This is a genomic window from Phycisphaerales bacterium (assembly GCA_020852515.1).
In the GTDB taxonomy this organism is placed as follows: Bacteria; Planctomycetota; Phycisphaerae; order Phycisphaerales; family UBA5793; genus UBA5793.
The window spans coordinates 276,352-298,027 of sequence record JADZAS010000016.1 but is presented as its reverse complement, the minus strand read 5'-3'; the positions used below and the strand labels follow the sequence as shown (position 1 = coordinate 298,027).

The following is a 21,676-nucleotide window of genomic DNA, read 5'->3' as shown; positions in this document are numbered from 1 at the left end:
GTTGCGTCTGATCGGCGGCAGTTGCGGCTGCTGATCGGCTATGATGGCCGCAATGGGTCTGAACCGATCAGCAGTTGTCGGCGGCGTGGCGCGGCGCACGGGATTGCGCCTGTGGATCGTCGGCGCACTGGTGTTGACGGTCATCGCCGGCGCGTGCATCGGCTCACTCCCATACACGCTCGGCGCCGGCAGCGACCCACTGGACCCGGCAGGGCGATCGCGCCCGCGATACGACGTGCAGTCGCTGGATGTGAACCTCCTGCCGCCCGGCTGGAGCGGCCTTGACGACGAGGACCAGGCGAAGTACGAGGCGTACGCGCAGCGCGCACAGGCCGCGGCGCAGGCCGCTGACGCGCCGGTCCGCGTGCCTCGATTCTGGCTGGGCTCGGACATGCTCGGGCGCGATTTTCTCACGCGTTTGCTGCTCGGCGGCGCGGTGAGCCTGGGCATCGGCGTGGCGGCCGCGGCCATCTCCGTCTTCATCGGCACGCTCTGGGGGATGATCGCCGGCTACGTCGGAGGCAAGACCGACGCCGTCATGATGCGCATCGTTGATGTGCTCTATGGCCTGCCGTACGTGCTGCTCGTTGTTCTGCTGGCGGTGGGCGTGGATGGACTCGTCGAGAAGGTGCAGATGCGCATCATCGAGCAGCAGGCGGAGGCTGCGGCTGCGGGCCGGCCGCTTGGCGAGTCGGTATGGCTCGACTTCATCCAGGAGCACGGCGCGCTCATCAACGTTATCACGCTGCTCATTGCCATCGGCGGCGTCAGTTGGCTTACCATGGCCCGAGTCATTCGCGGCCAGGTGCTCAGCCTCAAGGCGCAGCCCTTCATGGAAGCGTGCCGCGCCATCGGCGTGCCGACGCGCGTTCAGTTCACGCGCCATCTGCTGCCCAACCTGCTCGGCCCAATCATCGTGTACGCGACGCTCACCGTGCCGCAGGCGATATTGCAGGAATCGTTCCTCTCGTTCCTGGGCATCGGCATCCAGGCGCCGCTGCCGAGTTGGGGCAATCTCGCGGCCGAAGGCCTCACGCAACTCAACCCGGTCGAATCGCGCTGGTGGCTGCTGCTGTTTCCCTGCCTGCTGCTTGCGTTGACGCTGCTGGCGCTGAACTTCATCGGCGAAGGGTTGCGCGAAGCGTTTGACCCGAAACAACGAACCCTGCCCCAGGCCTGACCGTGACCCACCCGACGCATCCGGACAACTCGACCGACGCTGCGGTGGATGAGATGGAGCAGCCGCTGCTGGAAGTGGCCGACCTGGCGGTCTCTTTCGACAATGGTCAGGCGCCGCGCGTGCAGGCGGTCAACGGCGTGCATCTGAGCATCTATGGGAACCAGACGCTGGCGGTGGTGGGGGAGTCGGGCTGCGGTAAATCGGTGACGGCCATGACCACGCTGCAGCTGATCCCGTCTCCGCCCGGCCGCATCGATCGCGGAGCGATCCTGTTCGGCGGTCGCGACCTGCTGAGCCTCACGCCGCGCGAGATGCGCGAAGTGCGCGGGGCGCAGATTGCGATGATTTTCCAGGAGCCGATGACGAGCCTCAATCCCGTCTATACGATCGGCGATCAGATCATCGAGGCGGTGCTGCTGCACCAGCGGGTGGGCCGAGCCGAGGCGCGCGACATCGCGGCTCGAGCCCTGACCGACGTGGGGATGAAGGATGCCGCGCGGCGGCTGCGGCAGTATCCGCACCAGTTCTCGGGCGGAATGCGCCAGCGCGTCATGATCGCCATGGCGCTGGCGTGTCAGCCCAGGCTGCTCCTTGCCGATGAGCCGACCACGGCGCTCGACGTGACGATTCAGGCACAGATTCTCGATCTGCTCGACGACCTCAAGCGCTCGCGCCACATGGCCATGATGCTCATCAGCCACAATCTGGGCGTGGTGGCGGAAAACAGTGACGTCGTCTGCGTCATGTACGCCGGCCGCGTCGTGGAGTACGCGAGTGTGAATGAACTCTTCGCCAATCCGCTCCATCCGTATACGCGCGGGCTGCTGCGATCGATCCCAAGGCTCGGCGAGCGCCACGAGACGCTCGTGACCATTCGCGAAGTCATCGACGACCCCGAGCAGTTCAAGCGGCTGGGCCAGGGCGTGCGGCCGTGGTGGCCTGAGCACGATCCGCCCGACGACATGGTGCGCCGGCCCGGTCACGACCCATTTCGGCTGCACGAAATCGCGCCGGAGCACTGGGTCGGCTGCTGGAACACGGAGGCGATTGCCGGGCAGCCCCTGCGCCGGCCCAACGTCGCGTTCCGGCGCGACGCGACTGCGGCGGCGGGCGAGTCGGCGGCTGCGGAAGCGTCGTCCTGAGCGATACCATTGCCGCTCGACGCGAGGAAGATCTCCATGGACAATCCGATCTGGGGAAGCGACTGGCCGCAGGTCCGCGCGAACTGGACGCTCGATCCCGAGGTGACGTTTCTGAACCACGGCTCGTTCGGCGCGACGCCGCGCTGCGTGCTCGAAGTGCAGTCGGCCCTGCGCGCGGAGATGGAGCGCCAGCCGGTGCTTTTTCTCGATCGCGCGCTGCGGGTCCGGCTCGACGCGTCGCTCGCGCTCGTGGGCCCCCTGCTGGGAACCGATGCCAGGAACCTCGCCTTTGTGCCCAACGCGACGTACGCGATCAACTCCGTCGTCAAGTCGCTTGACTTTCAAACCGGCGATGAACTGCTCATCCTCGGGCACGGCTACGGCGCCATCATCAAGACGCTGCAATGCGTCGCCGATCGGAGCGGGGCAAGGCTGGTTCGCGTGCCGACTCACTTTCCGGTCGAATCGCCCGATGAGCTCGCAGCGCCGGTGATCGCCGCTCTGACCGAACGCACGCGGTTTGCTGTCATTGATCAGATCACCTCGCCTACGGCGATGATCATGCCGGTGAAGTCGATCGTGGATGCATGCCGCGCGCGAGGCATCCTGTGCATGGTGGATGGCGCGCACGCGCCGGGCATGCTGCCGATCGATCTCGATTCAATGGCGCCCGACTTCTGGACGGGCAATCTTCACAAGTGGGTCTGCGCGCCCAAGGGCGCGGCGGTGCTCTATGTCCGGCCCGAACTGCGCAACCGGGTCGAGCCGGTCGTCACTTCGCACAACTTTGGCATGAAGTTTCCCGAGGAGTTCTTCTGGACCGGCACGGATGACCCCACGGCGTGGATTTGCGCCGGAGCCGCGATCGAGTTCATGGCCTCACTCGGCTGGCCGCGCGTGCGCGCCCACAATCACGCGCTGGCGCGCTACGGCCGGCGCATCGTGGCGGAGATGATCGGCGGAGGCCTGCCCGTGCCGGATTCGCCGGAGTTCTACGCGGCGATGGCGGTTATCGAATTCCCGGCGAAGATCAGCTTCGCCGACATCGAACAGGCCCGCGACTTCCAGAATCGCCTTTACGCGGAGTATCGCATTGAAGTACCGATGATGGTCATCGACAACCGCTCGTTCATCCGCATCTCCGCCCAGGCCTACAACGCGCCGCGCGAATATGAACGGCTCGGCGAGGCGCTCCGCGCGATGATTGGCTAAGCGGTGCGTCAGGCGCCGATGACCGCATCGACTTCGATTTCAACGCGGCAGTCGGATGAGGCCAGGGCGCTGACCGCCACAGTTGTGTTCGCGGGCCGGATCTCGGCGAACACGTCCTGGTGGGCCCGGCCGACTGCTTCGAGATCCGCCATATCGACGAGGAACACGCGCACGCGCACCACGTCGGCCAGTGAGGCGCCGGCCTGCGCCAGCGCGAGGCCAATTTTGGCCAGCACGTACCGCGTCTGCTCGCCGGCGTCTCCGGGAGCGTGAATCCGGCCCGATTCATCAGAAGCAATCGTGCCCGAAACGAAGACCAGTTGACCCACGCGGACGGCCCGGCTGTAACCGACGCGGCGCTCCCACGGCGTGCCGGATGAAATGAGTTGACGATCGGCGGTCATGATTTCTCCCGGAACTTCACGGCGCGAATGCTGCGATCACGAGGACGAGGTAGATGAGCAGCGCCAGGGCAGACTTGATGACCGTGCCGACGGCTTTGCCCGTTGCCGCGGCGCTGCCGATGGCCAGATGGGATCGCCAGTGTCTGTTGCCGGAGGTGAACTCGCCGATCACCGCGCCGACGCCCGCACCGACCACGCCCCAGATGATGGCGCCGATGACCGGCGGGAATGCGGCGCCGGCAATGGCGCCCACGATGCCGCCGATGAGTGCGCCCAGGCTCGCGGTGCGCGTGCCGCCCCCGGTTCGGGTTCCGACGGCGCCGGCGGCGAACTCGACTATCTCGCCCACGATCGCCAGCACGAGGCAGGCCCCGAGCGTCCACCAGTTGAATGTGTCAGGCCGGATCCACTGCGCGATGAGGGCCAGGGCAATGAGCAACCATGTGCCGGGCAGGCCGATCACGGTGAGCGCCGGGCCGAGCAGGCCGATCAGGCTCAGGCAGATGGCGAGCAGCCAGTACACATCAGACCATTGGAAAAAGCGTCAGTAGAGTTTCGGCCACTGCCACGCGACATCCGGCGTGAGCATAATGATGATGAACACGAACAGGGCCGTCGGGACCGCGAGGATCGCGTTCAACTTCCAGCCATCGAAGCGCAGGTGCATAAAGTACGCGCCGACGAGCGCTGCTTTGATGAGAGCGAGCACGGCAAGCACGCCGATGCGCATCGCCCAGCCGGCGGTCTGGAATCGCTCGCTCGGCGCCATGGCGGCCGCCGCGTCTTTCACGGCCTCGTCCACGCCCTCTTCCTGGTACGCATCCGGCGCCAGCACCGACGGCGTGAGGCGATCGTGGCCCACTCCCTTGATGTGCACCAGTTCCGGGATGCTCACCTCGATGAAGGTGAGAATCACCAGCCAGATGAAGATGGCGACGTAGTTCGGGTGATGGCTGTGCCCGGCGGCGTGGCTCGGGATGGATGCGGCAGTGGCGGTCGTCATGGTGTTCGTTCAGCCGTTGCGAAGAGTTCGGCGGGACGTGCGGCCCGGCGTGTTACATGAGATAGACGATGGTGAACAGAATGATCCACACCAGGTCAACGAAGTGCCAGTACAGGCCGACGACTTCGATCGCCATCGTCCCGGCTTTGCGCACCGCGTAGAGGGCGAGAATGGCGATCAGCGCCACCACGCCGCCGAACACGTGGAATCCGTGGAACCCGGTCATGATGTAGAACGTGCTGGTGAAGTTGTCGCGGCTGGGCACGAAGCCCTCGGGATAGAGGTTCTGATGCCGGCCGACCTTGCGGAGGGCTTTGCCTTCCTTCGAGTCGGCGGGAATCAGGGCCGCCAGCGCGATGGTCTCCTGCAGGACGTTGCGGTCCCACTCGCGGAGTTCTTCGAGTTCGGACGGCGCGGCCGTCTTCTTGATGTCCGGCCGGCCCTGCGCGAGCAGGCTATGCAGCTTCTCAAGTTGGTCCTTGATCGCCTGCTCGTCTGATCGACCCATCGAGGCGAGAACGATGCTTGCGGGGGCCGCGGCGTGTTCGCCGTGGCTTTCAACGGCCATGCCGCGCTCGGCCATCATGTGCTCGACCTGCTCGAGCAGCACGTGCGAAGGCTCGTGGAGCAGGTGGCGGTACTCATACACCTGGATGCCGACGAAAATGGCCCCGCCAACGATCGTGGCGAGCAGGAACTTCATCGCCTTGCCGCGATCGCCCGCATCGGACCACTGGAACGCCTTGACCATGGTCACCGACGAGCAGATGAGCAGGAAGGTGTTGAAGGCGGTGATGCGAACCGCCAGGATGTCGTACGGGTTGGGCCAGCCGGCCGTGCCGAAGCGGATGACGATGTACGCCCCGATCAGGCCGGCAAAGAACATGACCTCGCTGACCAGAAACAGCCACATGCACAGTTTGGTGTTGGGCAGGCCGATGGCCGGCGGCATGGTCGCGCCGTGGCCGTGGTCGTGGCTGTGCTGGTGACCCGAGACGCCGTGATGGGAGATCGCTGTGCTCATAGAGGGCGACATGGTATCGGTGCTGCGCGGCTCCGCCAAGCGAGTGACCTCTGCAATTCAACATCGGCGGCGCGGTCGGCGACGCGTGACTTGAGGATCGGCTTGTCCTTCGCCGCGGCTCGGCGGGGCGGCATTCAAAAGTGCGCGCCGGCTTGTTCCCCTGAGAGACGAAGCGCGTATCATCTGGCTCCATCGGGCTTGTGAAGAAATGCACAGACCCTGTAGATTCCAGCCCGGCGGCTCCGCCCGCCGGCCATACACGATCTGAAAGGGAAGTCGAATGACACGGTTGACTGGTTGGATGAAATTGGCGGCCACGGTTGGAGCCGTCGGCCTTGGCGCCGGCGCCGCTCTGGCGGATGGCACCGTTAAGGGCAAAATCAACTTCGACGGCAAGATGGCCAAGCCCAAAGTGGTTCGAGTGAACGCCGACGCTTTCTGCGTTCAGGCGCACCAGAGCGAGCCGCTGCTCGCGGAGACCTATGTCTTCAATATTGAGAAGTCCACGCTGTGCAACGTGGTGGTCTGGGTGAAGGGACCGGTCTCCGGAAACTTCGAAGTGCCCAGCAAGCCGGTGGTCATCGACCAGGTCGGCTGCCAGTACATCCCGCACGTGGCCGCCGCGATGGTCGGCCAGACCGTTGAGATGCACAATTCCGACAACACGGCGCACAACCTGAAGTTCACGAGCGAGAAGAATGGCCAGTTCAACGAAGGCCAGCCCGTGGCCGGCATGGTCAAGGACGTCAAGTTCAACAATGCCGAAGAAGGCATGCACCTCGCGTGCAACGTCCATGCATGGATGAACGCCTACATCTTCGCGTTCGATCATCCGTTCTTTGCCGTCAGCGACGAGAACGGCGAGTACGAAATCAAGGGCTTGCCCGCGGGCAAGTACACGTTGACCGTGTGGCACGAGTTCGACAAATTCAGCCCGGTCGAGAAAGAGATCGAAGTCGAAGTCAAGGATGGCGAGACGGCTGAAGTCGACTTCACCTACAAGCCGCCCCAGTAGCAGTTCTGCTGCGGCGAAACAGATGTGGATAACCCGGCGCCCGCGGCAGCAGACCTGTCGCGGGCGTCTGCGGCTTTGATCATTTCAGCGCGAGGATTGCTGCGACTATGAAGCGACGTGTTCCCCTCCTCGGATGCCTGGCCATCGTTCTCGCTGCCGCGCCGGCATGGGCGACCTACGGCACCGGCGACCCGTCGCTTTGGCATCCGCTGCGCCGGGCGGTGACGGAGGTCGGCTTCGACATCGACCGGCTCTACTGGGGCATCCTGCTGCTCACCGGCGGCGTCTTCATTGCCGTCCAGCTCGTGCTGCTCTATTTCACCTTCCGCTACCGCGCCGTGCCCGGCGGCAAGGCGAAGTTCATTCACGGCAATAACAAGCTCGAAGCGACGTGGACGATCATCCCGTCGGCCATCCTCGTGCTCATCGCGGCGCTGAGCAAGAGCACATGGAACGAGATCCGCTACGACGCGCCCACGTCTGAAGACACCGTGCAGATCGAGTGCGTGGCGCAGCAGTTCGCGTGGTTTTTCCGCTACCCCGGCAACGATGGCGCGTTCGGGCCGCGCGACGCGATCGCTCTCGCCGAAGCGCGGGCCAACAACGACCTCTCTGATCCGATCATGGTTGATCGTGAAGCCGTGCCGGCGAACTGGCAGGGCGAGTTCCCTCCAGGCGCTGACGACTACACCAACCAGGCCGAACTGCGCATTCCGGCCGACCGCCCCGTGCGCATTCTGCTCACGAGCAACGACGTGCTGCACTCCTTCTTCGTGCCCGAGTTCCGCGTCAAGCACGACGCCGTGCCGGGCATGAACGGCGGGCGGCTGTGGTTCGAAATCCCGTGGGACGAGGCCAAGGGATACGACTACTTCGATCTCGTGTGCGCTGAACTGTGCGGCCTGCAGCACTACTCGATGCGCGGCCGCATCATCGTCATGCCCACCGGCCCCGTGGCGGCCGAGGCGCAGGAGAAGGACGCGGCCACGTGGCTGGCGGAATTCGACGAAGACGAGTTCGCCGTGCGCGACTGGCTCGACAAGCAGACGTGGGAAACCTACATCCACGTCATGTCCAAGATCACCCTGGCGCAGCAGACCCAGGCCGAAGACGAGGGATACGGGTATTGACGGACCAGCCGGCGCGGCAGTGGCGAGCCGCGGCGGTCCGAAGAACCAATCGATCGCGACGGGCGACGCGTCGCGGCACTTTCAGCAGAGGCACGAGCACGCATCATGACCACGCTTCCGGTTGATCACGCATCGCACGCACACGATCACGCGCACCATCACGAGATCGGGTTCATCCGCAAGTACGTGTTCTCGATGGACCACAAGGTCATCGGGATCCAGTTCCTGTTCACCTCGCTGCTGCTGATGGTGGTGGGAGGGCTGCTGGCGCTGGCGGTGCGGTGGCAGATCGCCTGGCCGTTCGACGCGGTGAATCCGATCCCCGGGCTGGCCGGCAAGTTCTTCCAGCCGACGACGCAGTCGGCGCCGATCACCGGCGACTTCTACAACATGCTCTTCACGATGCACGCGACGTTCATGATCTTCTTCGTGATCATCCCGCTGCTCGTGGGCGCGTTCGGCAACGTGCTCATCCCGCTGCAGATCGGCGCGCGGGACATGGCCTTCCCGCTGCTCAACATGCTCTCGTACTGGCTGGCGCTCAGCGGCGGCGCAGTGATGATCGCCGCGTTCTACTACGGCGGCGCGCAGGGCGGCTGGACGAGTTACCCGCCGCTCTCTCTGGCGACCTTCTCGGGCCAGGCGCAGACGCTGTGGTTGATATCGCTGCTGCTCGTGGGCTCGAGCAGCCTCATGGGCGCGATCAACTACATGACTACGATCCTGAACCTGCGCTGCCCGGGCATGTCGCTGTTCCGCATGCCTCTGACGGTCTGGTCGCTGTTCATCACGTCGATTCTCATTCTCATGAGCACGCCGGTTCTCACGGCCGCGTTCCTCATGCTGCTCTTCGACCGGCACCTGGGCACGACGTTCTTCACCATTTCGTCGGCGGTCCGCGCCGGGGCTGAGCAGACCACGCTCGACTCGGGCCAGCCGCTCATGTGGCAGCACCTGTTCTGGTTCTACAGCCACCCGGCGGTGTACATCATGATCCTGCCCTCCATGGGCATGACCTCCGACATCCTTGCCACCTTCGCCCGCAAGCCGATCTTCGGCTACAAGCCCATGGTGTTTGCCATCGGCGGCATCGCGTTCCTCGGCTACATCGTGTGGGGCCACCACATGTTCGCGTCGGGCATGAACCCGATCCTCGGCACGGCGTTCATGGCCTCGACGATTCTCATCGCCGTGCCTTCGGCCATCAAGACTTTCAACTGGCTCGGCACGCTCTGGGGCGGGCAGATCCACTACACCCCGGCGATGCTGTTCTCGCTCGGATTCGTCTCCATGTTCGTCATCGGTGGCTTGTCGGGCATCTTCATGGCGGCCGCGCCTGTGGACATCTATTTCCACGACACCTACTTCATCGTCGGACACATCCACTACGTGCTCTTCGGCGGGTCGCTGCTGGGGATCTTCGCGGGCATCTACTACTGGTATCCCAAGATGTTCGGCAAGATGCTCAACCAGCGCCTGGGAGTGCTGCACTTCTGGCTGACCATCATCGGGTTCAACCTGACCTTCTTCACCATGCACATCGTCGGCATCGGCGCCCACCCGCGCCGTTACGCGACGATCCTCGAGTACCCGTCGCTCGAACACCTTCAGCCGCTCAATATCTTCATGACCATCGGCGCGCTCATGCTGGGCATGGGGCAGATCCCGTTCGTCATCAACTTCTTCTGCTCGCTGGGCAAGTTCGGCAACCGGTTTATCATCTACCCGCTCATCGTCGTCGTCTTGCAGTACACGCCGCTGCACCTGGCGTCGCTGCTGTGGAACCTGGGCGGGGACTCGCGCTCGCTGCTCATCCCCATCGTCGCTTTCGGCCTGCTGTTCGTGCTCATGGCGCTGATCGATGCGCTGATCGTCAACGTCGCCCGCATCGACTGGGGCCAGCCGGTCAACAAGGCGCTGGTCGTTGCGACGTGGGTCATCGCCGTGCCGCTGTTCATGTTCCCGGTGTTCGGCAAGGGCGACTTCTGGGAGTGGATCGGCGTGAACAGCGCGACCTACGCGATGTCGAGCGATGATTTCATCCGCTCTCCAATGCAGCCCTATGCCCGGCGGGTGGACGCCTCGCGCACCGAACCTTCCGCAGTGTTCAAGCACGCCGAAACCGGTGAGCCGGCTCAACTGCCCGTCGCCACAGCCTACATCCTGAATTTCGATAAGTTCTACAACGCGGCCCAGAGCGCCAACGTCGACTGGAGCACCACGCCGCTGGCGCAGGTCGTCAAGGACTCGCCCAAGACCTACAACCAGGTTGAAGTGAGCACGGAGTTGATCGCGTCCCTGCCCGAGGACGTGCGCTCGCTCGTCGAGGCCAATCGCCTGATGGTGACCGCCTCGACGGCCGAAGTGGCGCGGCTGGATCACGCGAGCAACCAACTCGTCTCGCGTACGTGGAAGAGCCCGGGCACGGGCGAGTTCCGCATCGTGGTTTGGTCGAATGTGGCGCTCGGTTGGATCTGCGCCGGGCTGACCGGCGTTCTCGGCCTGCTCTGGTTTGCGGCGTGGGGCCGTAAGGAGATGGCGTTTGGCCGCGTTGTCGGATCCAATCCGTGGCGGGCAAATTCGCTCGAGTGGTACGCGACGAGTCCGCCGTGGCATGAAAACTTCCACGAGACGCCGGTCGTGCACCGGGGTCCGTATGAATTCTCCTCCCCGGTGGCTCATCACTGCGGCCGCGACGATTACCTGCCGCAGTGGGACGAATTGCCTGACGGGGTATCGGAGCCAAGCGGTCACTGATTGCCGCGCCTGCGGGGCGCGAACTTCGCAGGCCGGCGAGCGCCGCGGGTAAGCAGGTGTCGGTGTGTTGAATTCGGCTGCTGCCAGTCTCAGTCCGGAGCCGGTCGCGTCATTGAGCGAGGCGGCGGTGATGGATCGCGCCACGCTCATCGAGCGCGCCATTCCGCGCGGCATGGCGATCGCCACGTGCGTGTGGTTGCTGGCCTTTGTCGCCCGTCTGCCTGCGGTGCTGCTCGACGGGCCGTTGCTGCTGGCCGTGCTCCTGGGCGCGCTTGTGCTGGGGGCGATGCTCATCGGTTGGCGGACGGGCTCGGTCGCCCTTGCCGCGTCGTCGCTGCTCGTCGCAGGACTGGTCAACTGTCTGCTCGTTTCGTCCGCCGTCCATTCAGATCAGCCCGCACCGTCAGAGGTCGCTCGCGTTACGCTGAGCGACTGGGCGTGGATACCCGGTAACCTCATCGCATCGGCTGTGATCGGCGCCACGCTTGGCTTTGCCGGCACGCTCGTGCCCGGCGCGCGTCGACAGCGAACGGAATCGTCGACGCGCTCGCAGGCAACGCTCGCGGGTCTGTGCATCATCACGACGCTGTGTCTTATCGCGGTCGGAAGCCTGGTGACGTCGATGGAGGCCGGCCTCGCGGTGGACGACTGGCCGACGAGTTTCGGCTACAACATGTTTCTGTTCCCCTTCACGAAGATGGTGGCGGGGGCCTTCTACGAACACTCGCATCGCCTCATCGGCACCCTGGTGGGCATGCAGGTGCTTACGCTGTGCTTCTGGCTTTGGGGCCGGCGGCCCATCGCCGGGCGGAGCCTGCCGCTGTCGGCGGGGCGCTGTCCGCGCTGCGGGTATTCGATTCAGGGGCTTGAGAAGCGAATGTGTCCGGAGTGCGGCGAGGCGTGGACGGCGCGCGACGAACGCGTCGGCCGCGGCGCTCGGTTTCTGAGGCGCCTGCCCATGTCTGTTCAAGAGCGTCCTGTCCCGTGGCTTGCCACCGCGGTTCTCATTCTCGTCATCGCCCAGGGCGTACTGGGCGGCCTGCGGGTGACGCTGTTCAACCGCTTCGGCGAGGCCGGCACCAACGTGCTGGCCGTGGTCCACGCCTGCTCGGCTCAGATCTTCCTCATCAGCCAGGCGCTCCTGGCCATCGTGTTATGGCGCATCGCTCGGCGCGGCAGTGAAAAAGACGGCGGCCCGCTGATCGCCAATGCGGCGGCCCAGATTCTCGGCTGGCGCGTCGGCGGCGCGCTCGTGGTGCTGGCGCTCGCGCAGACCGCACTGGGCGCCATCACCCGGCAATTTCACTACGACTGGGCGCTGCTGCTGCATGTACTCGGGGCGCTGGCCGTGGTTCTGTGCGCCCTGACGCTGGGATCGATTATCATCATGAACAGCGCCTCGCGCCGCCTGCGGCTGGGCGCGGGCCTGCTGATCGGCACCGTTATTGTGCAGGTGCTGCTTGGAGCGACGACCTGGTGGCTCAAGATGCGCATTGATCCCTTCGAGCGGCCGATGAGCGCCGCCTATACGCTGCCCGCATCCGCGCACGTCATCATCGGCGCGCTGGTGTTGCTCGAGGCGTGGGTGCTCACGCTGATGATCGCCGGCCACGATCCGGCGGGCGATCCGGCAACGGCCGAGCCCTCCGGCCAGCCGGTTGCGCGCGGCAATGCGGCTCGGATCCAACGGGGGATCGCATGACGCGAGTTGACGCCGGAACTCGGGTTCATGAGCGGATCGCGGCACAGACAGCGCCCGCACGCGGCGCGCCTTCGGCCGCCGTGGCGACCATGCGCGATTACATCGAACTGACCAAGCCGCGGCTGAATTCGCTCGTGCTGGTGACCACGGCCGTGGGCTACGCGATGGGAGTCGGCCCGCGACCGTTCGACGCGCCAATAACGGCGGTGCACACGCTCGTCGGCACCGCGCTCTGTGCCGGCGCCGGTTCGGTGCTCAACCAGTGGTTCGAGCGCGACACCGATCGACTCATGGCCCGAACGGCCAATCGCCCGCTGCCCGATCGCCGCCTCGCGCCCAGCGCGGCCCTGCTGTTCGGAGCGGTTCTGGCGATTCTCGGCGTGGCGCAGCTGACCTGGCTCGCGGCCAGCCCACTCGCGGCGCTCATCGCCTTTGCCACGCTCATCACCTACGCCCTCGTCTACACGCCGATGAAGCGCATCAGTTCGACGGCGACTCTCATCGGCGCCGTCCCCGGCGCGCTGCCGCCGCTCATCGGCTGGGCCGCGGCCACGGGGTCACTCGACGCGCGCGGATTCACCCTGTTTCTGCTCATGTTTGTCTGGCAGATGCCGCACTTCCTCGCCATCGCATGGTTCTACCGCGACGAGTACGCCCTGGCGGGCATTCCGGTCATGTCGGTCGGTGATCAGACCGGGGCTCGGACCGGCGCCGCGATGTTGAGCTGGAGCATGATTCTCCTGCCCACGACGCTGCTGCCGGGCATGCTGGGTATGGTGGGGCCGATCTATCTGCTCGTCGCCTTGGTTCTCGGGATTGTACAGATCGTCTTTGCGGCTCAGGCCGCGCTGCGCCGCACCGACCGCGCGGCCCGGCGGCTGTTCTTCTTCACGATCATCTCGCTGCCGATTCTGCTGGGCGTGATGGTGGTGGATGCGGCGATCCTGCCGCGCTGGCTTGCGTCATGATCCATCCAAACGAGAACGCGATTCTCGACATCGAAGGACTTCGCTTCGTCTATCCGCGCCGCCGTGGGCAGGAAGCCCACGAAGCGCTCAAGGGCGTCTCGCTGCGCATCCAGCCGGGTGAGTCGGTGGCGCTGCTCGGGCCCAACGGCAGCGGCAAGTCCACGCTCATGCGCCTCATCTGCGGCATGATGCCGCCGACGCACGGATCGCTCCGCGTCGATGGCCTCAGCGATCCGCAGCAGTACCGGACGCACCTGAGCGTGGTGTTCCAGTCCAACGGGCTCGACCCGCACCTATCCGTCGAAGAAAACCTGCAGTGCCAGGCGAGCCTTTATGGGCTGAGCGGCAAACTGGCGCAGCGGCGCATTGACGAGGAACTGGAGCGAGGCGCCCTTGCCGACCGCCGCCGCGATCTCGTCAAGACACTCTCGGGCGGGCTCAAGCGACGCGTCGATCTCGCCCGCGCCATGCTGCACCACCCGCGCCTGCTGCTGCTCGATGAGCCGACCGTCGGTCTCGATCCCGCCGCGCGCCAGACGTTCCTCGACGCGATCGAAGAGCGGCAGCGCGAGGCGGGCATGACGCTGCTCATGAGCACGCATCTCATTGATGAAGCCGATCGCTGCGACCGGGCCGTGTTTGTACACCAGGGGCAGATTGTTGCCGACGGTCCGCCGGCTGACCTGCGCCACAGCGTCGGTGAAGCGTTCGTGACGGTACACGACACGCAGAAGCCCGACATGAATTTCGGTTCGCCCTGGAAGCCGTCGGGCTCTCAGTGGGTGGCGGCGCTCGATGAACGCCAGCGGGTCGAGGCGGCTGCCGCGCTCGCGAAGCTCGGCACGCCCTTTACCGTGGCGCCGCCCACGCTTGCGGATGTGTTCGCCAGCCTCACCGGCGCGGCACTGATCGACCACGCTTCGGAATCCTACACTCCGATTCAGGAGTTGTGAGGCTATGAGCCGCACCGCGACAACATCCCCCGCCGCCGCCGTTGTTTCTCCAGGGATGCCGACCGATCTGGAGCGGCACGTGTCGAGCGCAGCGGTCATGTGGACGATTCTGTGGCGCGAACTCGTCCGCTTCCGGCGTCAGCCGACCCGAATCGCCGCCGCCATCGGCACACCGCTCATGTTCTGGGCATTTCTTGGCATCGGGTTCTCGAACTATTTTGCACACCCTGCAGATGAGAGCAAGGGCGGCTACGGCCTGTTCCTTTTGCCGGGCATGATGACCATGGTCGCGCTGTTCACGGCGATCTTTTCTAGCATCTCCGTCATTGAAGACCGCAATGAAGGCTGGCTGCAGTCGGTGCTCGTCTCGCCGGCTTCGCGCTGGTCGATCGCCATGGGCAAGGTACTCGGCGGAGCGATCATCGCCTTTCTCCAGGCCGCGGTGCTGCTCGCGGCCCCGCCGGTCTGGTCGCACTTTCCGACCATCGCCAATCTTGGTCTGATCCTGCTCGCGCTGGCGCTTACGGCACTGATGATGACGGGTATCGGCGTCGCCTTTGCCTGGAAGAGCGAGACCACGCAAGGCTTCCACGCGGTGATGAACCTCGTGCTCATGCCGATGTGGGCCTTGTCCGGCGCGATCTTCCCCGTCGCCAACCAGCACGCGCTGCTCAAGTGGCTCATGCTCGCCAATCCGCTCACGTGGTGCTCGCTGGCGATCTCCGCGCCGCTCCACGGCCGCTCGCCGTGGCTCCCGCTGGCGCTCTCAGCCGCGTTCGCCGTCGTGGCGCTCTCATTGGCGACGTGGGTCGTGGCTTCGCCCGATCATCGAGGACACTGAGTTCATGAATCAGCGGCGATCACGGCGTGCGATGACCCGGCTCGATCTGCTGATCTGGGTGCTCATGGTCGCGGCGTGTGCCGGCATGATCATCTGGTCGTGGATCCGCTTTGCTCCCGACGCCGGTCCCGGCCCCACGCCCACTCGGCCGTCTGCAAAAGTCCAGGCGCCGCAAATCCGGATGACCGACCAGGAAGGTCAGCCTTTCGACTCGCAGTCGCTGCGAGGCAAGGTGTGGGCGATCGATTTCATCTTCACGAACTGCCCCGGGCCGTGTCCGATCATGACCGGCAACCTCAGCGCGCTGCAGGATGCCATCGGCCCGAATCCGAACGTGCACCTCGTCTCGATCACTTGCGATCCATGGCGCGATGACCCCGCCACGCTTAAGCGCTATGCCGAGTCGTACGGCGCCGATCTCGATCAGTGGACGTTTCTCACAGGCGAATTCGCAGACGTCCAGAAGTACGCTGCTGCGTTTCTGCTCACGGCTGAGAATCCGCGGCAAGCGGCTGAGTCGCTCCAGAGCGCCGGCGACGATCACGCGGATTCAACCGCGCCCGGCTACCACTCCGGACCCATCGTGCACAGCAGTCGCATCGTTCTGGTCAATCGTCAGGGCGAGGTGTACGACTGGTATCTCGGCACCGATGCTCAGGACATGCAGCGGCTGATCGGAGACATGCGGATCCTCGCCGCCGCCGGTGCTTCGCAGGGACGCTACGGCGGTCTGCTCAAAGCCCTGCCAACGGTGAACGCCTCTCTCAACGCTCTGGCGGCAGTGCTGCTGCTCATCGGCCGGGTGCTCATCCGCCAAGGCCGCAAGGCCGCCCACATGCGCTGCATGATCGGCGCGTTTCTCGTCTCGGTCGTCTTCCTCGTCAGCTACGTCACCTACCACACCTTGCGGCAGATGGAGCAGGGCCTCGGCCACACGAAGTGGGAGGTCGATGGCCTTCTGCGCTGGGTCTATTACGCGATCCTGCTCTCGCACGTCGTGCTCGCGGCGGCCGTCCCGTTCCTGGCCGTGCGAACGCTCTGGCTGGCCTCGTCGGGGCGGTTTGCTCAGCACCGCCGCCTGGCGGTCGTCACGTGGCCGATCTGGATGTACGTGTCGGTCACGGGCGTGCTCGTCTACCTCATGCTCTATCACCTTCAGCCGCTGCTGGCGGCAGCATGACTTCTGCGGCTCAAGGCCGCCTAGGATTGGCCACGATGTTCAGATCACGCACGCGCCGGATCCCGCTCCTCGTCGCCGCCGCCACGCTGGCCGCGCTGGCCACCGTCCCGGCGCTGGCCTGCCCGCTGTGCAGCGAGGAAACCGAGCAGCAGCAGAAGGAAACGGGCGTGAACGTGGCGATGGGCTATTCCGTCTCGGTGCTGCTCATGATCGCCGTGCCGATGTCGATGGTCGGCGGCCTGGGCTATGCCCTCTACCGCAACCAGCAGCAGATGGGCGCCGCGAGCGACATGACACGCGCTGACGCAAAGGACTGACCGCCACCGGAACGAGCCGCAGCGGCTCCGCGGCTATCATGCTGCGCGCTCAGTTTCCCAACCTCAGCCGGAGTGTCGAAGTCATGCCTCTGACCGCTGCGCAGAAGCGCCCGATCCGTTCTCAGCGCCTGCTCGATCTGCCGCCTTACCTCTTCATCGAAATCGATCGCAAGCGCCGCGCCAAGATTGCCGCCGGCGCCGACGTGATCAACCTCGGGGTCGGTGATCCCGATCGACCGACGCCTGCGTTCATCATCGATGCGATGGCCGAAGCGATTCGCGATCCTCGCAACCATCCGTATCCGTTCGACGCAGGCCACCCTGATTTCCGAAAGGCGGCGGCCCGGTTCCTCAAGCGCCGATTCGACATCGACGTCGACCCCGCGGCGCACATCCTCACCTGCATCGGCAGCAAGGACGGCATCGCGCACCTGCCGCTGGCGGTGCTCAACCCCGGCGACGCCGTGCTTGGTGCTGACATCGGCTATCCCGTCTATCGCAGCGGCGCCATCTTCGCGGCCGCCGAGTACATCGAAATGCCGCTCAAGGCCGAGCGAGGCTGGCTGCCGGACCTCGGCGCGATCGACGCCGAAGCGCTCGATCGCGCCCGGCTCATGTGGGTGAACCACCCCGGTAATCCGACAGCGGCGGTTGCCGATCTGGACTTCTACGAGCAGGCCGTGCAGATCTGCCGGGACAACGACATCATCCTCGCCAGCGACAACGCCTACAGCGAGGTTTTCTTCGAGAAGCAGCCGCCCTCGATGTGGCAGGCGCCCGGAGCTGACATTGACAAACTTCCCGCCATCGAGTTCCACTCGCTGAGCAAGACATTCAACATGACCGGCTGGCGCATCGCGTTCGCCGTGGGGCATCCGGAAGTGGTCGCAGCGCTGGGAGCGGTCAAGGGCAACTGCGACTCGGGCCAGTTCAACGCGATTCAGCAGGCCGGGGCCGTCGCGCTCGACAACAGCGAGCATCCGCAGGTCGTCGCCATGCGCGAGACGTATCGGGAGCGCCGCGACGTGCTGTGCAGAGGCCTGCGCGAGATCGGCGTCGATGTCACGCCGCCCAGCGCCTCGTTCTTCGTGTGGGCGCCGTGTCCCAGGGGCTACGACTCGTTCCAGTTCTGCTCGCGCTGCCTGGAAGAGGCGAACGTGGTGTTCGTGCCCGGCGGCGGCTTCGGCGCCAGCGCCAAAAACTGGTTCCGCGCAGCGCTCACCGTCGAAGTCGAGCGAATCGCCGAGACCATCGAGCGGCTGAAGGCAATCAACTGGTAGACGGCGTCAACGCGCGCCCGACGGCTGCGCTTCGATGACCGCCGCCGCAGTGTGCCCGCCAAAGCCACTGGCGAAAATAGCATGGCGGCGGAACGTGCCGCGCTCACCCGCGCTCGAAAGGCGGATCTTCGTCTCGATGGGCTCGCGCAGCCACGGCATCGGCGGCACGCGCCCGCAGCGCGCGATCAGGCACGCCACCACAAGACTCGCCAGCCCCGCCGCCCCCAGGCCGTGCCCGATCGCACCCTTCACGGCGTAGGCGGGTGTTGCTTCCGCGGCCGCGCCCAGCGCCGCCGCGTGCACCACCATCTCCGCCTCGTCGTTCTCGCGCGTCCCGGTGGCGTGGGGGTGCAGGAGATCGATCGCCCCCAGTTCGCGCAGAGCCCAGTGCGAGAGGCGCGCGAGCACTTCGCCTTGCGGAGAAGACTTGATGACGTGGTGCGCCTCGTCAGCTGTGCGCACTCCGAGCACGCGCATGGGCGTGATCGCCGCCGCCGCCGTGGAGCGTGTTCGACGCGGCTGGGCTTCGAGAATGATCGCCGCGGCCAGTTCCGTCAGCGTGAACCCGCAGCGCTGCCGGTCGAGCGGCAGGCAGCGATATCCCGCGTTGGTCACCGGCGGCAGCACGCCCAGCCGGCGGTAACTGCTCATCAGCAGCGGCACCAGCGAGGCCTCGACCGCAACCACCGCCACGCGCTGCGCCTCGCCCCGATGAACCATCCGCGCGCCCGCCTCCAGCGCCAGCAGGCCCGACGCGCATGCCGCCACGACCGCACGGCAGGAAGGGGCGCGCGTCGATGTCCGGATCAGCGAGCAGAGCAGCCCGTGCGGGCCCTGCGTCGCGGCGTGCAGGCTCATCGTCGGATCGAACAGCGCGCCGATAGCGCCCTTGCTCGACGCAACGACAATCGGCGTGCGCGAGAGTTCACCAGGCATCAGGCCAGCGTTGGCGGCCGCTTCGTTCAGCGCCCGAATGGCCAGCGTCGCCGTCGGGTCGCCGTGGCCCAATTGCGAGTCGAAGATGCGGCCGGTGCCGCGGATGATGGTTTCCGCGTCAATGGACTCGGCGATCTGCCCCAGACGGTCGGTGATGGCGCGGCCCTTGAGCAGCGCGCGCATCGTCGACCAGGCCGACGTTCCAAGCGGCGTGAGCAGTCCGACTCCGGTGATCCATGCGTCTCGTGCGGACATGGGCCCGGATCATAGCGGCAGCCGGCGCGAGCCCGGCCCGCGAGGCTGCGCACGCTTGACCCATTCCGGACGGCGCGTACTGTTTCCTCTGCGGCCAGATAGCTCAGTTGGTAGAGCACAGCACTGAAAATGCTGGGGTCGCCGGTTCAAGTCCGGCTCTGGCCATTCCGACAATTAGAGCGTCGTTGCTGTTTGCACCAGGCTGCCGTGTACCCGCACCCCGCCGCGTGCCTCGCACAGGCGCTTGGGACCGGGATGCGGAATTGCCGTGGTCGGATGGGTGTGTCGCCCCTACAGTCTTCCGTCTGGATATTGGCCACGGGAACAAGCGCAGATGCATCGAGTCTTCCGACTTGCATCCTGGATCATGTCACTTTGCCTGCTTGTGCAGGCGGTGGCCGCGTCAGCCGGCGGCGTGCTGTGCATCGGCTGTGCTGAGGTTGATTCCGGCGTCCGAATCGCGGCCGCCGTGTGCGCTCCGGAGATGTCATCTTGCCGCGAGCACACCGAACTTTCAGCAGACGACGCATCCGCGCCGGAGTGCGGTTCGATTCATTCTCCCGCTGACTGCGGTTGCGTCGACGTGAATCTTGCTCCATACGGCGAACAGATCGCCATCCACTCCCACAAGTGCGCCAAGCACCATCCCGCTGAAGCCCACGGCGTAGGGGACCTGCCGCACGTGAGCACGCCAGCAGCGCTCTGGCCCACCGGTGGCTGTTCGGTGGGGCCGCGCCCGCATCATGCGGATGCCCATAAGCGATCGCCTCTCAGTTTGCGCACGGTGCTGCGCATCTGAACCGCACATCCTCCCTGAGTGCTTCGTGATCGTTCGTTTGCTCGATGCGAACGAACCGTTGCGGTGTCTCGCTGCCCTGCGCGGCGGCGCGAACCGCCGAACGAATTCTGGAGGTTGTGTATGTCGGTCTCGCGTGCGCATCCGCTGCAGTGCGGTGCGGCAGTCATCCTGGCGTTGTGCTCGATGTCATGCGTATCGCGCGGCCTCCATTTTCCGCCGTCTGAGCGGGAGGCGATCGCGGAACTCGTGAGCCGCGGAGTGCCGGCGCCGCTGGAACACGCAGACGTTGCTTCGACGGCGATCGATGCCACTTCGCCAGCACTCCCCGTCGAGGGACCTGTCGGCCTGGCTGATCTGTGGGACCTGGCCCGGCGATTCAATCCGCGCCTGGCCGCAGCCCGAAGCGGTGTCGGAGTCGCGGCGGGTCGAGCGCTGCAATCTTCGCTCTATCCCAACCCCACGGTCGAGGTTTCGTCAGAAGAAGTTCCCTTCGGGCCGGGCGTGCTCAACGAAGGGTCCAGCGTCCTGAGCATCACGCAGCCGATCGTGATCGGCAGCCGCCTCGATGCCGGGCGCGAGGCGGCGCGCGCCGAGCAGGCCGTGACCGAGGCTGAGGTGGAAGTCGTCGAACGGGAGGTGCTGGGCGAAGTGGCCCTGCTGCACAATCGTCTGGTGACGATCCGCGAGACGAGCCGCTTGTATGCGAGCCTTGCCGACCTGGCCGAGCAGACGCTTGCGTCGGCCCAGGCTCGCTTTGAAGCGCGCGCAGCGCCGCGCACGGAAGTGACGAAGGCGGAGATCGAGGTATACCGCATTCGGCTGCTTCGCACCCGGCTGGACAAGGAGCAGTCCGCAGCAGCGGTGCAGCTGTCGCTGGCCATCGGCGGGGCGGCGGTCGACGTGGCGCGGCTCGAAGGATCCCTTGACACCTCGCCACGAGCGATCAATCTCCGTGAATTCGAATCTCAGCTGCGGCGCGACCATCCCGCGCTCCGGGCGGCTGATCGCGAGATCGACGCAGCCGACGCGCGCCTGCAGGCCATGAAGGCGGAGCGCACTCCCGATCTGGATGTGCATGCCGGCGTGGGCTACCGCGGCGAGAGCAACGAGCCGATCTATGAACTGGGGGTCGGGATGACGCTGCCCCTCTGGGACGATCGGCGAGGCGAGATTCTCGCAGGTCGCTACGGACTCATGCAGGCGAGGCAGCACCGCAAGGCGCTGGAGACCGAATTGCTCAGCCGGCTTGCGGCGACGCACGGCGAGTACGAAGCATCGCGCGTCCAATTGGAGGCGGTGCGAATGCAGATCCTGCCCGCAGCCGAACAGGCATTCGAGCAGACCACCGAAGCGTACCGCGGCGGACATGCGTCGTTTCTCGATGTCCTCGATGCTCAGCGAACGCTCACTGAAGCGCGCACGACGGCGATCGAGTTCAGCGGCGAAGTCGCCGCAGTGCGGGCGCGTTTGTTTCAAATTGTCGGCGCTGCCGACCTGCTGATTCCCGCAGTCGATGCGCCATCGCCCGAAAGACAAGAGTCATTACCCACAGAGCCCCGGCACGGGGCGGAGGACTGA

19 protein-coding genes and 1 tRNA gene are annotated in these 21,676 nt (G+C 65.6%); 15 read left to right on the top strand and 5 right to left on the bottom strand.

Going from position 1 to position 21,676, the window contains the following annotated elements:
• Nucleotides 1-52: 52 nt before the first annotated feature.
• From IT430_13045 to IT430_13035, 3 genes are read left to right on the top strand one after another with little or no spacing between them, the layout of a single operon-like run.
• Nucleotides 53-1,180 (top strand): ABC transporter permease, encoded by a 1,128-nt coding sequence (locus IT430_13045; GenBank protein MCC6908863.1) that lies wholly within the window; start codon nucleotides 53-55, stop codon nucleotides 1,178-1,180.
• Between the two features lie 53 nt (nucleotides 1,181-1,233).
• A complete protein-coding gene (locus IT430_13040) occupies nucleotides 1,234-2,322 on the top strand; it encodes an ABC transporter ATP-binding protein (protein MCC6908862.1) in 1,089 nt (362 codons plus the stop codon).
• Nucleotides 2,323-2,358: 36 nt separating this feature from the next.
• Complete coding sequence (locus tag IT430_13035) at nucleotides 2,359-3,534, top strand: aminotransferase class V-fold PLP-dependent enzyme (GenBank protein ID MCC6908861.1); 1,176 nt, start codon at nucleotides 2,359-2,361, stop codon at nucleotides 3,532-3,534.
• A gap of 8 nt (nucleotides 3,535-3,542) precedes the next feature.
• Here the strand turns inward: IT430_13035 and IT430_13030 are convergent, their stop codons facing one another.
• The 4 genes from IT430_13030 to IT430_13015 are packed head-to-tail and all read right to left on the bottom strand — an operon-like array spanning nucleotide 3,543 to nucleotide 5,965.
• On the bottom strand, nucleotides 3,543-3,938 hold the full coding sequence (locus tag IT430_13030; protein ID MCC6908860.1) for a RidA family protein: 396 nt from the start codon (nucleotides 3,936-3,938) through the stop codon (nucleotides 3,543-3,545).
• Nucleotides 3,939-3,954: 16 nt separating this feature from the next.
• Nucleotides 3,955-4,461: a DUF456 domain-containing protein gene (locus tag IT430_13025; GenBank protein ID MCC6908859.1), complete on the bottom strand. Its 507-nt coding sequence runs from the start codon at nucleotides 4,459-4,461 to the stop codon at nucleotides 3,955-3,957.
• A gap of 21 nt (nucleotides 4,462-4,482) precedes the next feature.
• Nucleotides 4,483-4,941, bottom strand: a complete 459-nt coding sequence (locus IT430_13020; protein ID MCC6908858.1) for a cytochrome C oxidase subunit IV family protein — start codon at nucleotides 4,939-4,941, stop codon at nucleotides 4,483-4,485.
• Between the two features lie 52 nt (nucleotides 4,942-4,993).
• Entirely contained in the window at nucleotides 4,994-5,965 is a 972-nt protein-coding gene (locus IT430_13015; GenBank protein MCC6908857.1) for a heme-copper oxidase subunit III, read from the bottom strand.
• Between the two features lie 280 nt (nucleotides 5,966-6,245).
• On the opposite strand from IT430_13015, the gene IT430_13010 reads away from it, so the two are divergent.
• The 10 genes from IT430_13010 to IT430_12965 all read left to right on the top strand — a co-directional run bounded on the left by IT430_13010 (nucleotide 6,246) and on the right by IT430_12965 (nucleotide 18,108).
• Nucleotides 6,246-6,980 (top strand): carboxypeptidase regulatory-like domain-containing protein, encoded by a 735-nt coding sequence (locus IT430_13010; protein MCC6908856.1) that lies wholly within the window; start codon nucleotides 6,246-6,248, stop codon nucleotides 6,978-6,980.
• A 107-nt stretch (nucleotides 6,981-7,087) separates the two neighbouring features.
• Complete coding sequence (locus IT430_13005) at nucleotides 7,088-8,110, top strand: cytochrome c oxidase subunit II (protein MCC6908855.1); 1,023 nt, start codon at nucleotides 7,088-7,090, stop codon at nucleotides 8,108-8,110.
• Between the two features lie 105 nt (nucleotides 8,111-8,215).
• Nucleotides 8,216-10,867, top strand: a complete 2,652-nt coding sequence (locus IT430_13000) for a cbb3-type cytochrome c oxidase subunit I (GenBank protein MCC6908854.1) — start codon at nucleotides 8,216-8,218, stop codon at nucleotides 10,865-10,867.
• 130 nt (nucleotides 10,868-10,997) lie between these two features.
• Nucleotides 10,998-12,569 (top strand): hypothetical protein, encoded by a 1,572-nt coding sequence (locus IT430_12995; protein MCC6908853.1) that lies wholly within the window; start codon nucleotides 10,998-11,000, stop codon nucleotides 12,567-12,569.
• Nucleotides 12,566-13,537: a protoheme IX farnesyltransferase gene (gene cyoE, locus IT430_12990; GenBank protein MCC6908852.1), complete on the top strand. Its 972-nt coding sequence runs from the start codon at nucleotides 12,566-12,568 to the stop codon at nucleotides 13,535-13,537. The genes IT430_12995 and cyoE overlap by 4 nt, the downstream gene beginning before the upstream one ends.
• Nucleotides 13,534-14,490, top strand: coding sequence for an ABC transporter ATP-binding protein (locus IT430_12985; GenBank protein MCC6908851.1), 957 nt, complete (start codon nucleotides 13,534-13,536; stop codon nucleotides 14,488-14,490). Before cyoE ends, IT430_12985 begins: the two co-directional genes overlap by 4 nt.
• Nucleotides 14,491-14,569: 79 nt before the next feature.
• On the top strand, nucleotides 14,570-15,331 hold the full coding sequence (locus tag IT430_12980) for an ABC transporter permease (protein MCC6908850.1): 762 nt from the start codon (nucleotides 14,570-14,572) through the stop codon (nucleotides 15,329-15,331).
• Nucleotides 15,332-15,335: 4 nt separating this feature from the next.
• A complete protein-coding gene (locus tag IT430_12975) occupies nucleotides 15,336-16,511 on the top strand; it encodes a DUF420 domain-containing protein (protein MCC6908849.1) in 1,176 nt (391 codons plus the stop codon).
• A 35-nt stretch (nucleotides 16,512-16,546) separates the two neighbouring features.
• The gene (locus tag IT430_12970) at nucleotides 16,547-16,828 is read left to right on the top strand and encodes a hypothetical protein (GenBank protein ID MCC6908848.1); all 282 of its coding nucleotides are present in this window, start codon (nucleotides 16,547-16,549) and stop codon (nucleotides 16,826-16,828) included.
• An 83-nt stretch (nucleotides 16,829-16,911) separates the two neighbouring features.
• A complete protein-coding gene (locus tag IT430_12965; protein ID MCC6908847.1) occupies nucleotides 16,912-18,108 on the top strand; it encodes an aminotransferase class I/II-fold pyridoxal phosphate-dependent enzyme in 1,197 nt (398 codons plus the stop codon).
• Nucleotides 18,109-18,114: 6 nt separating this feature from the next.
• Here IT430_12965 and IT430_12960 read toward each other — a convergent pair whose 3' ends face one another.
• Entirely contained in the window at nucleotides 18,115-19,299 is a 1,185-nt protein-coding gene (locus IT430_12960; protein MCC6908846.1) for a hypothetical protein, read from the bottom strand.
• Nucleotides 19,300-19,391: 92 nt separating this feature from the next.
• Between IT430_12960 and IT430_12955 the strand changes: the two genes are divergently transcribed.
• Nucleotides 19,392-19,464: transfer RNA gene (locus IT430_12955), tRNA-Phe, on the top strand.
• A gap of 880 nt (nucleotides 19,465-20,344) precedes the next feature.
• Nucleotides 20,345-21,676: a TolC family protein gene (locus IT430_12950; GenBank protein MCC6908845.1), complete on the top strand. Its 1,332-nt coding sequence runs from the start codon at nucleotides 20,345-20,347 to the stop codon at nucleotides 21,674-21,676.

Excerpts from the sequence above, each read along its gene's own strand:
- IT430_13030 (MCC6908860.1), bottom strand. The coding sequence starts at position 3,938 with ATGACCGCCGATCGTCAACTCATTTCATCCGGCACGCCGTGGGAGCGC.
- IT430_12995 (MCC6908853.1), top strand. The coding sequence starts at position 10,998 with ATGGATCGCGCCACGCTCATCGAGCGCGCCATTCCGCGCGGCATGGCG.
- cyoE (MCC6908852.1), top strand. The coding sequence starts at position 12,566 with ATGACGCGAGTTGACGCCGGAACTCGGGTTCATGAGCGGATCGCGGCA.
- IT430_12985 (MCC6908851.1), top strand. The coding sequence starts at position 13,534 with ATGATCCATCCAAACGAGAACGCGATTCTCGACATCGAAGGACTTCGC.
- IT430_12975 (MCC6908849.1), top strand. The coding sequence starts at position 15,336 with ATGAATCAGCGGCGATCACGGCGTGCGATGACCCGGCTCGATCTGCTG.
- IT430_13035 (MCC6908861.1), top strand. The coding sequence starts at position 2,359 with ATGGACAATCCGATCTGGGGAAGCGACTGGCCGCAGGTCCGCGCGAAC.
- IT430_13015 (MCC6908857.1), bottom strand. The coding sequence starts at position 5,965 with ATGAGCACAGCGATCTCCCATCACGGCGTCTCGGGTCACCAGCACAGC.
- IT430_13020 (MCC6908858.1), bottom strand. The coding sequence starts at position 4,941 with ATGACGACCGCCACTGCCGCATCCATCCCGAGCCACGCCGCCGGGCAC.
- IT430_12970 (MCC6908848.1), top strand. The coding sequence starts at position 16,547 with ATGTTCAGATCACGCACGCGCCGGATCCCGCTCCTCGTCGCCGCCGCC.
- IT430_13010 (MCC6908856.1), top strand. The coding sequence starts at position 6,246 with ATGACACGGTTGACTGGTTGGATGAAATTGGCGGCCACGGTTGGAGCC.
- IT430_13045 (MCC6908863.1), top strand. The coding sequence starts at position 53 with ATGGGTCTGAACCGATCAGCAGTTGTCGGCGGCGTGGCGCGGCGCACG.
- IT430_12960 (MCC6908846.1), bottom strand. The coding sequence starts at position 19,299 with ATGTCCGCACGAGACGCATGGATCACCGGAGTCGGACTGCTCACGCCG.
- IT430_12965 (MCC6908847.1), top strand. The coding sequence starts at position 16,912 with ATGCCTCTGACCGCTGCGCAGAAGCGCCCGATCCGTTCTCAGCGCCTG.
- IT430_13000 (MCC6908854.1), top strand. The coding sequence starts at position 8,216 with ATGACCACGCTTCCGGTTGATCACGCATCGCACGCACACGATCACGCG.
- IT430_13040 (MCC6908862.1), top strand. The coding sequence starts at position 1,234 with ATGGAGCAGCCGCTGCTGGAAGTGGCCGACCTGGCGGTCTCTTTCGAC.
- IT430_13005 (MCC6908855.1), top strand. The coding sequence starts at position 7,088 with ATGAAGCGACGTGTTCCCCTCCTCGGATGCCTGGCCATCGTTCTCGCT.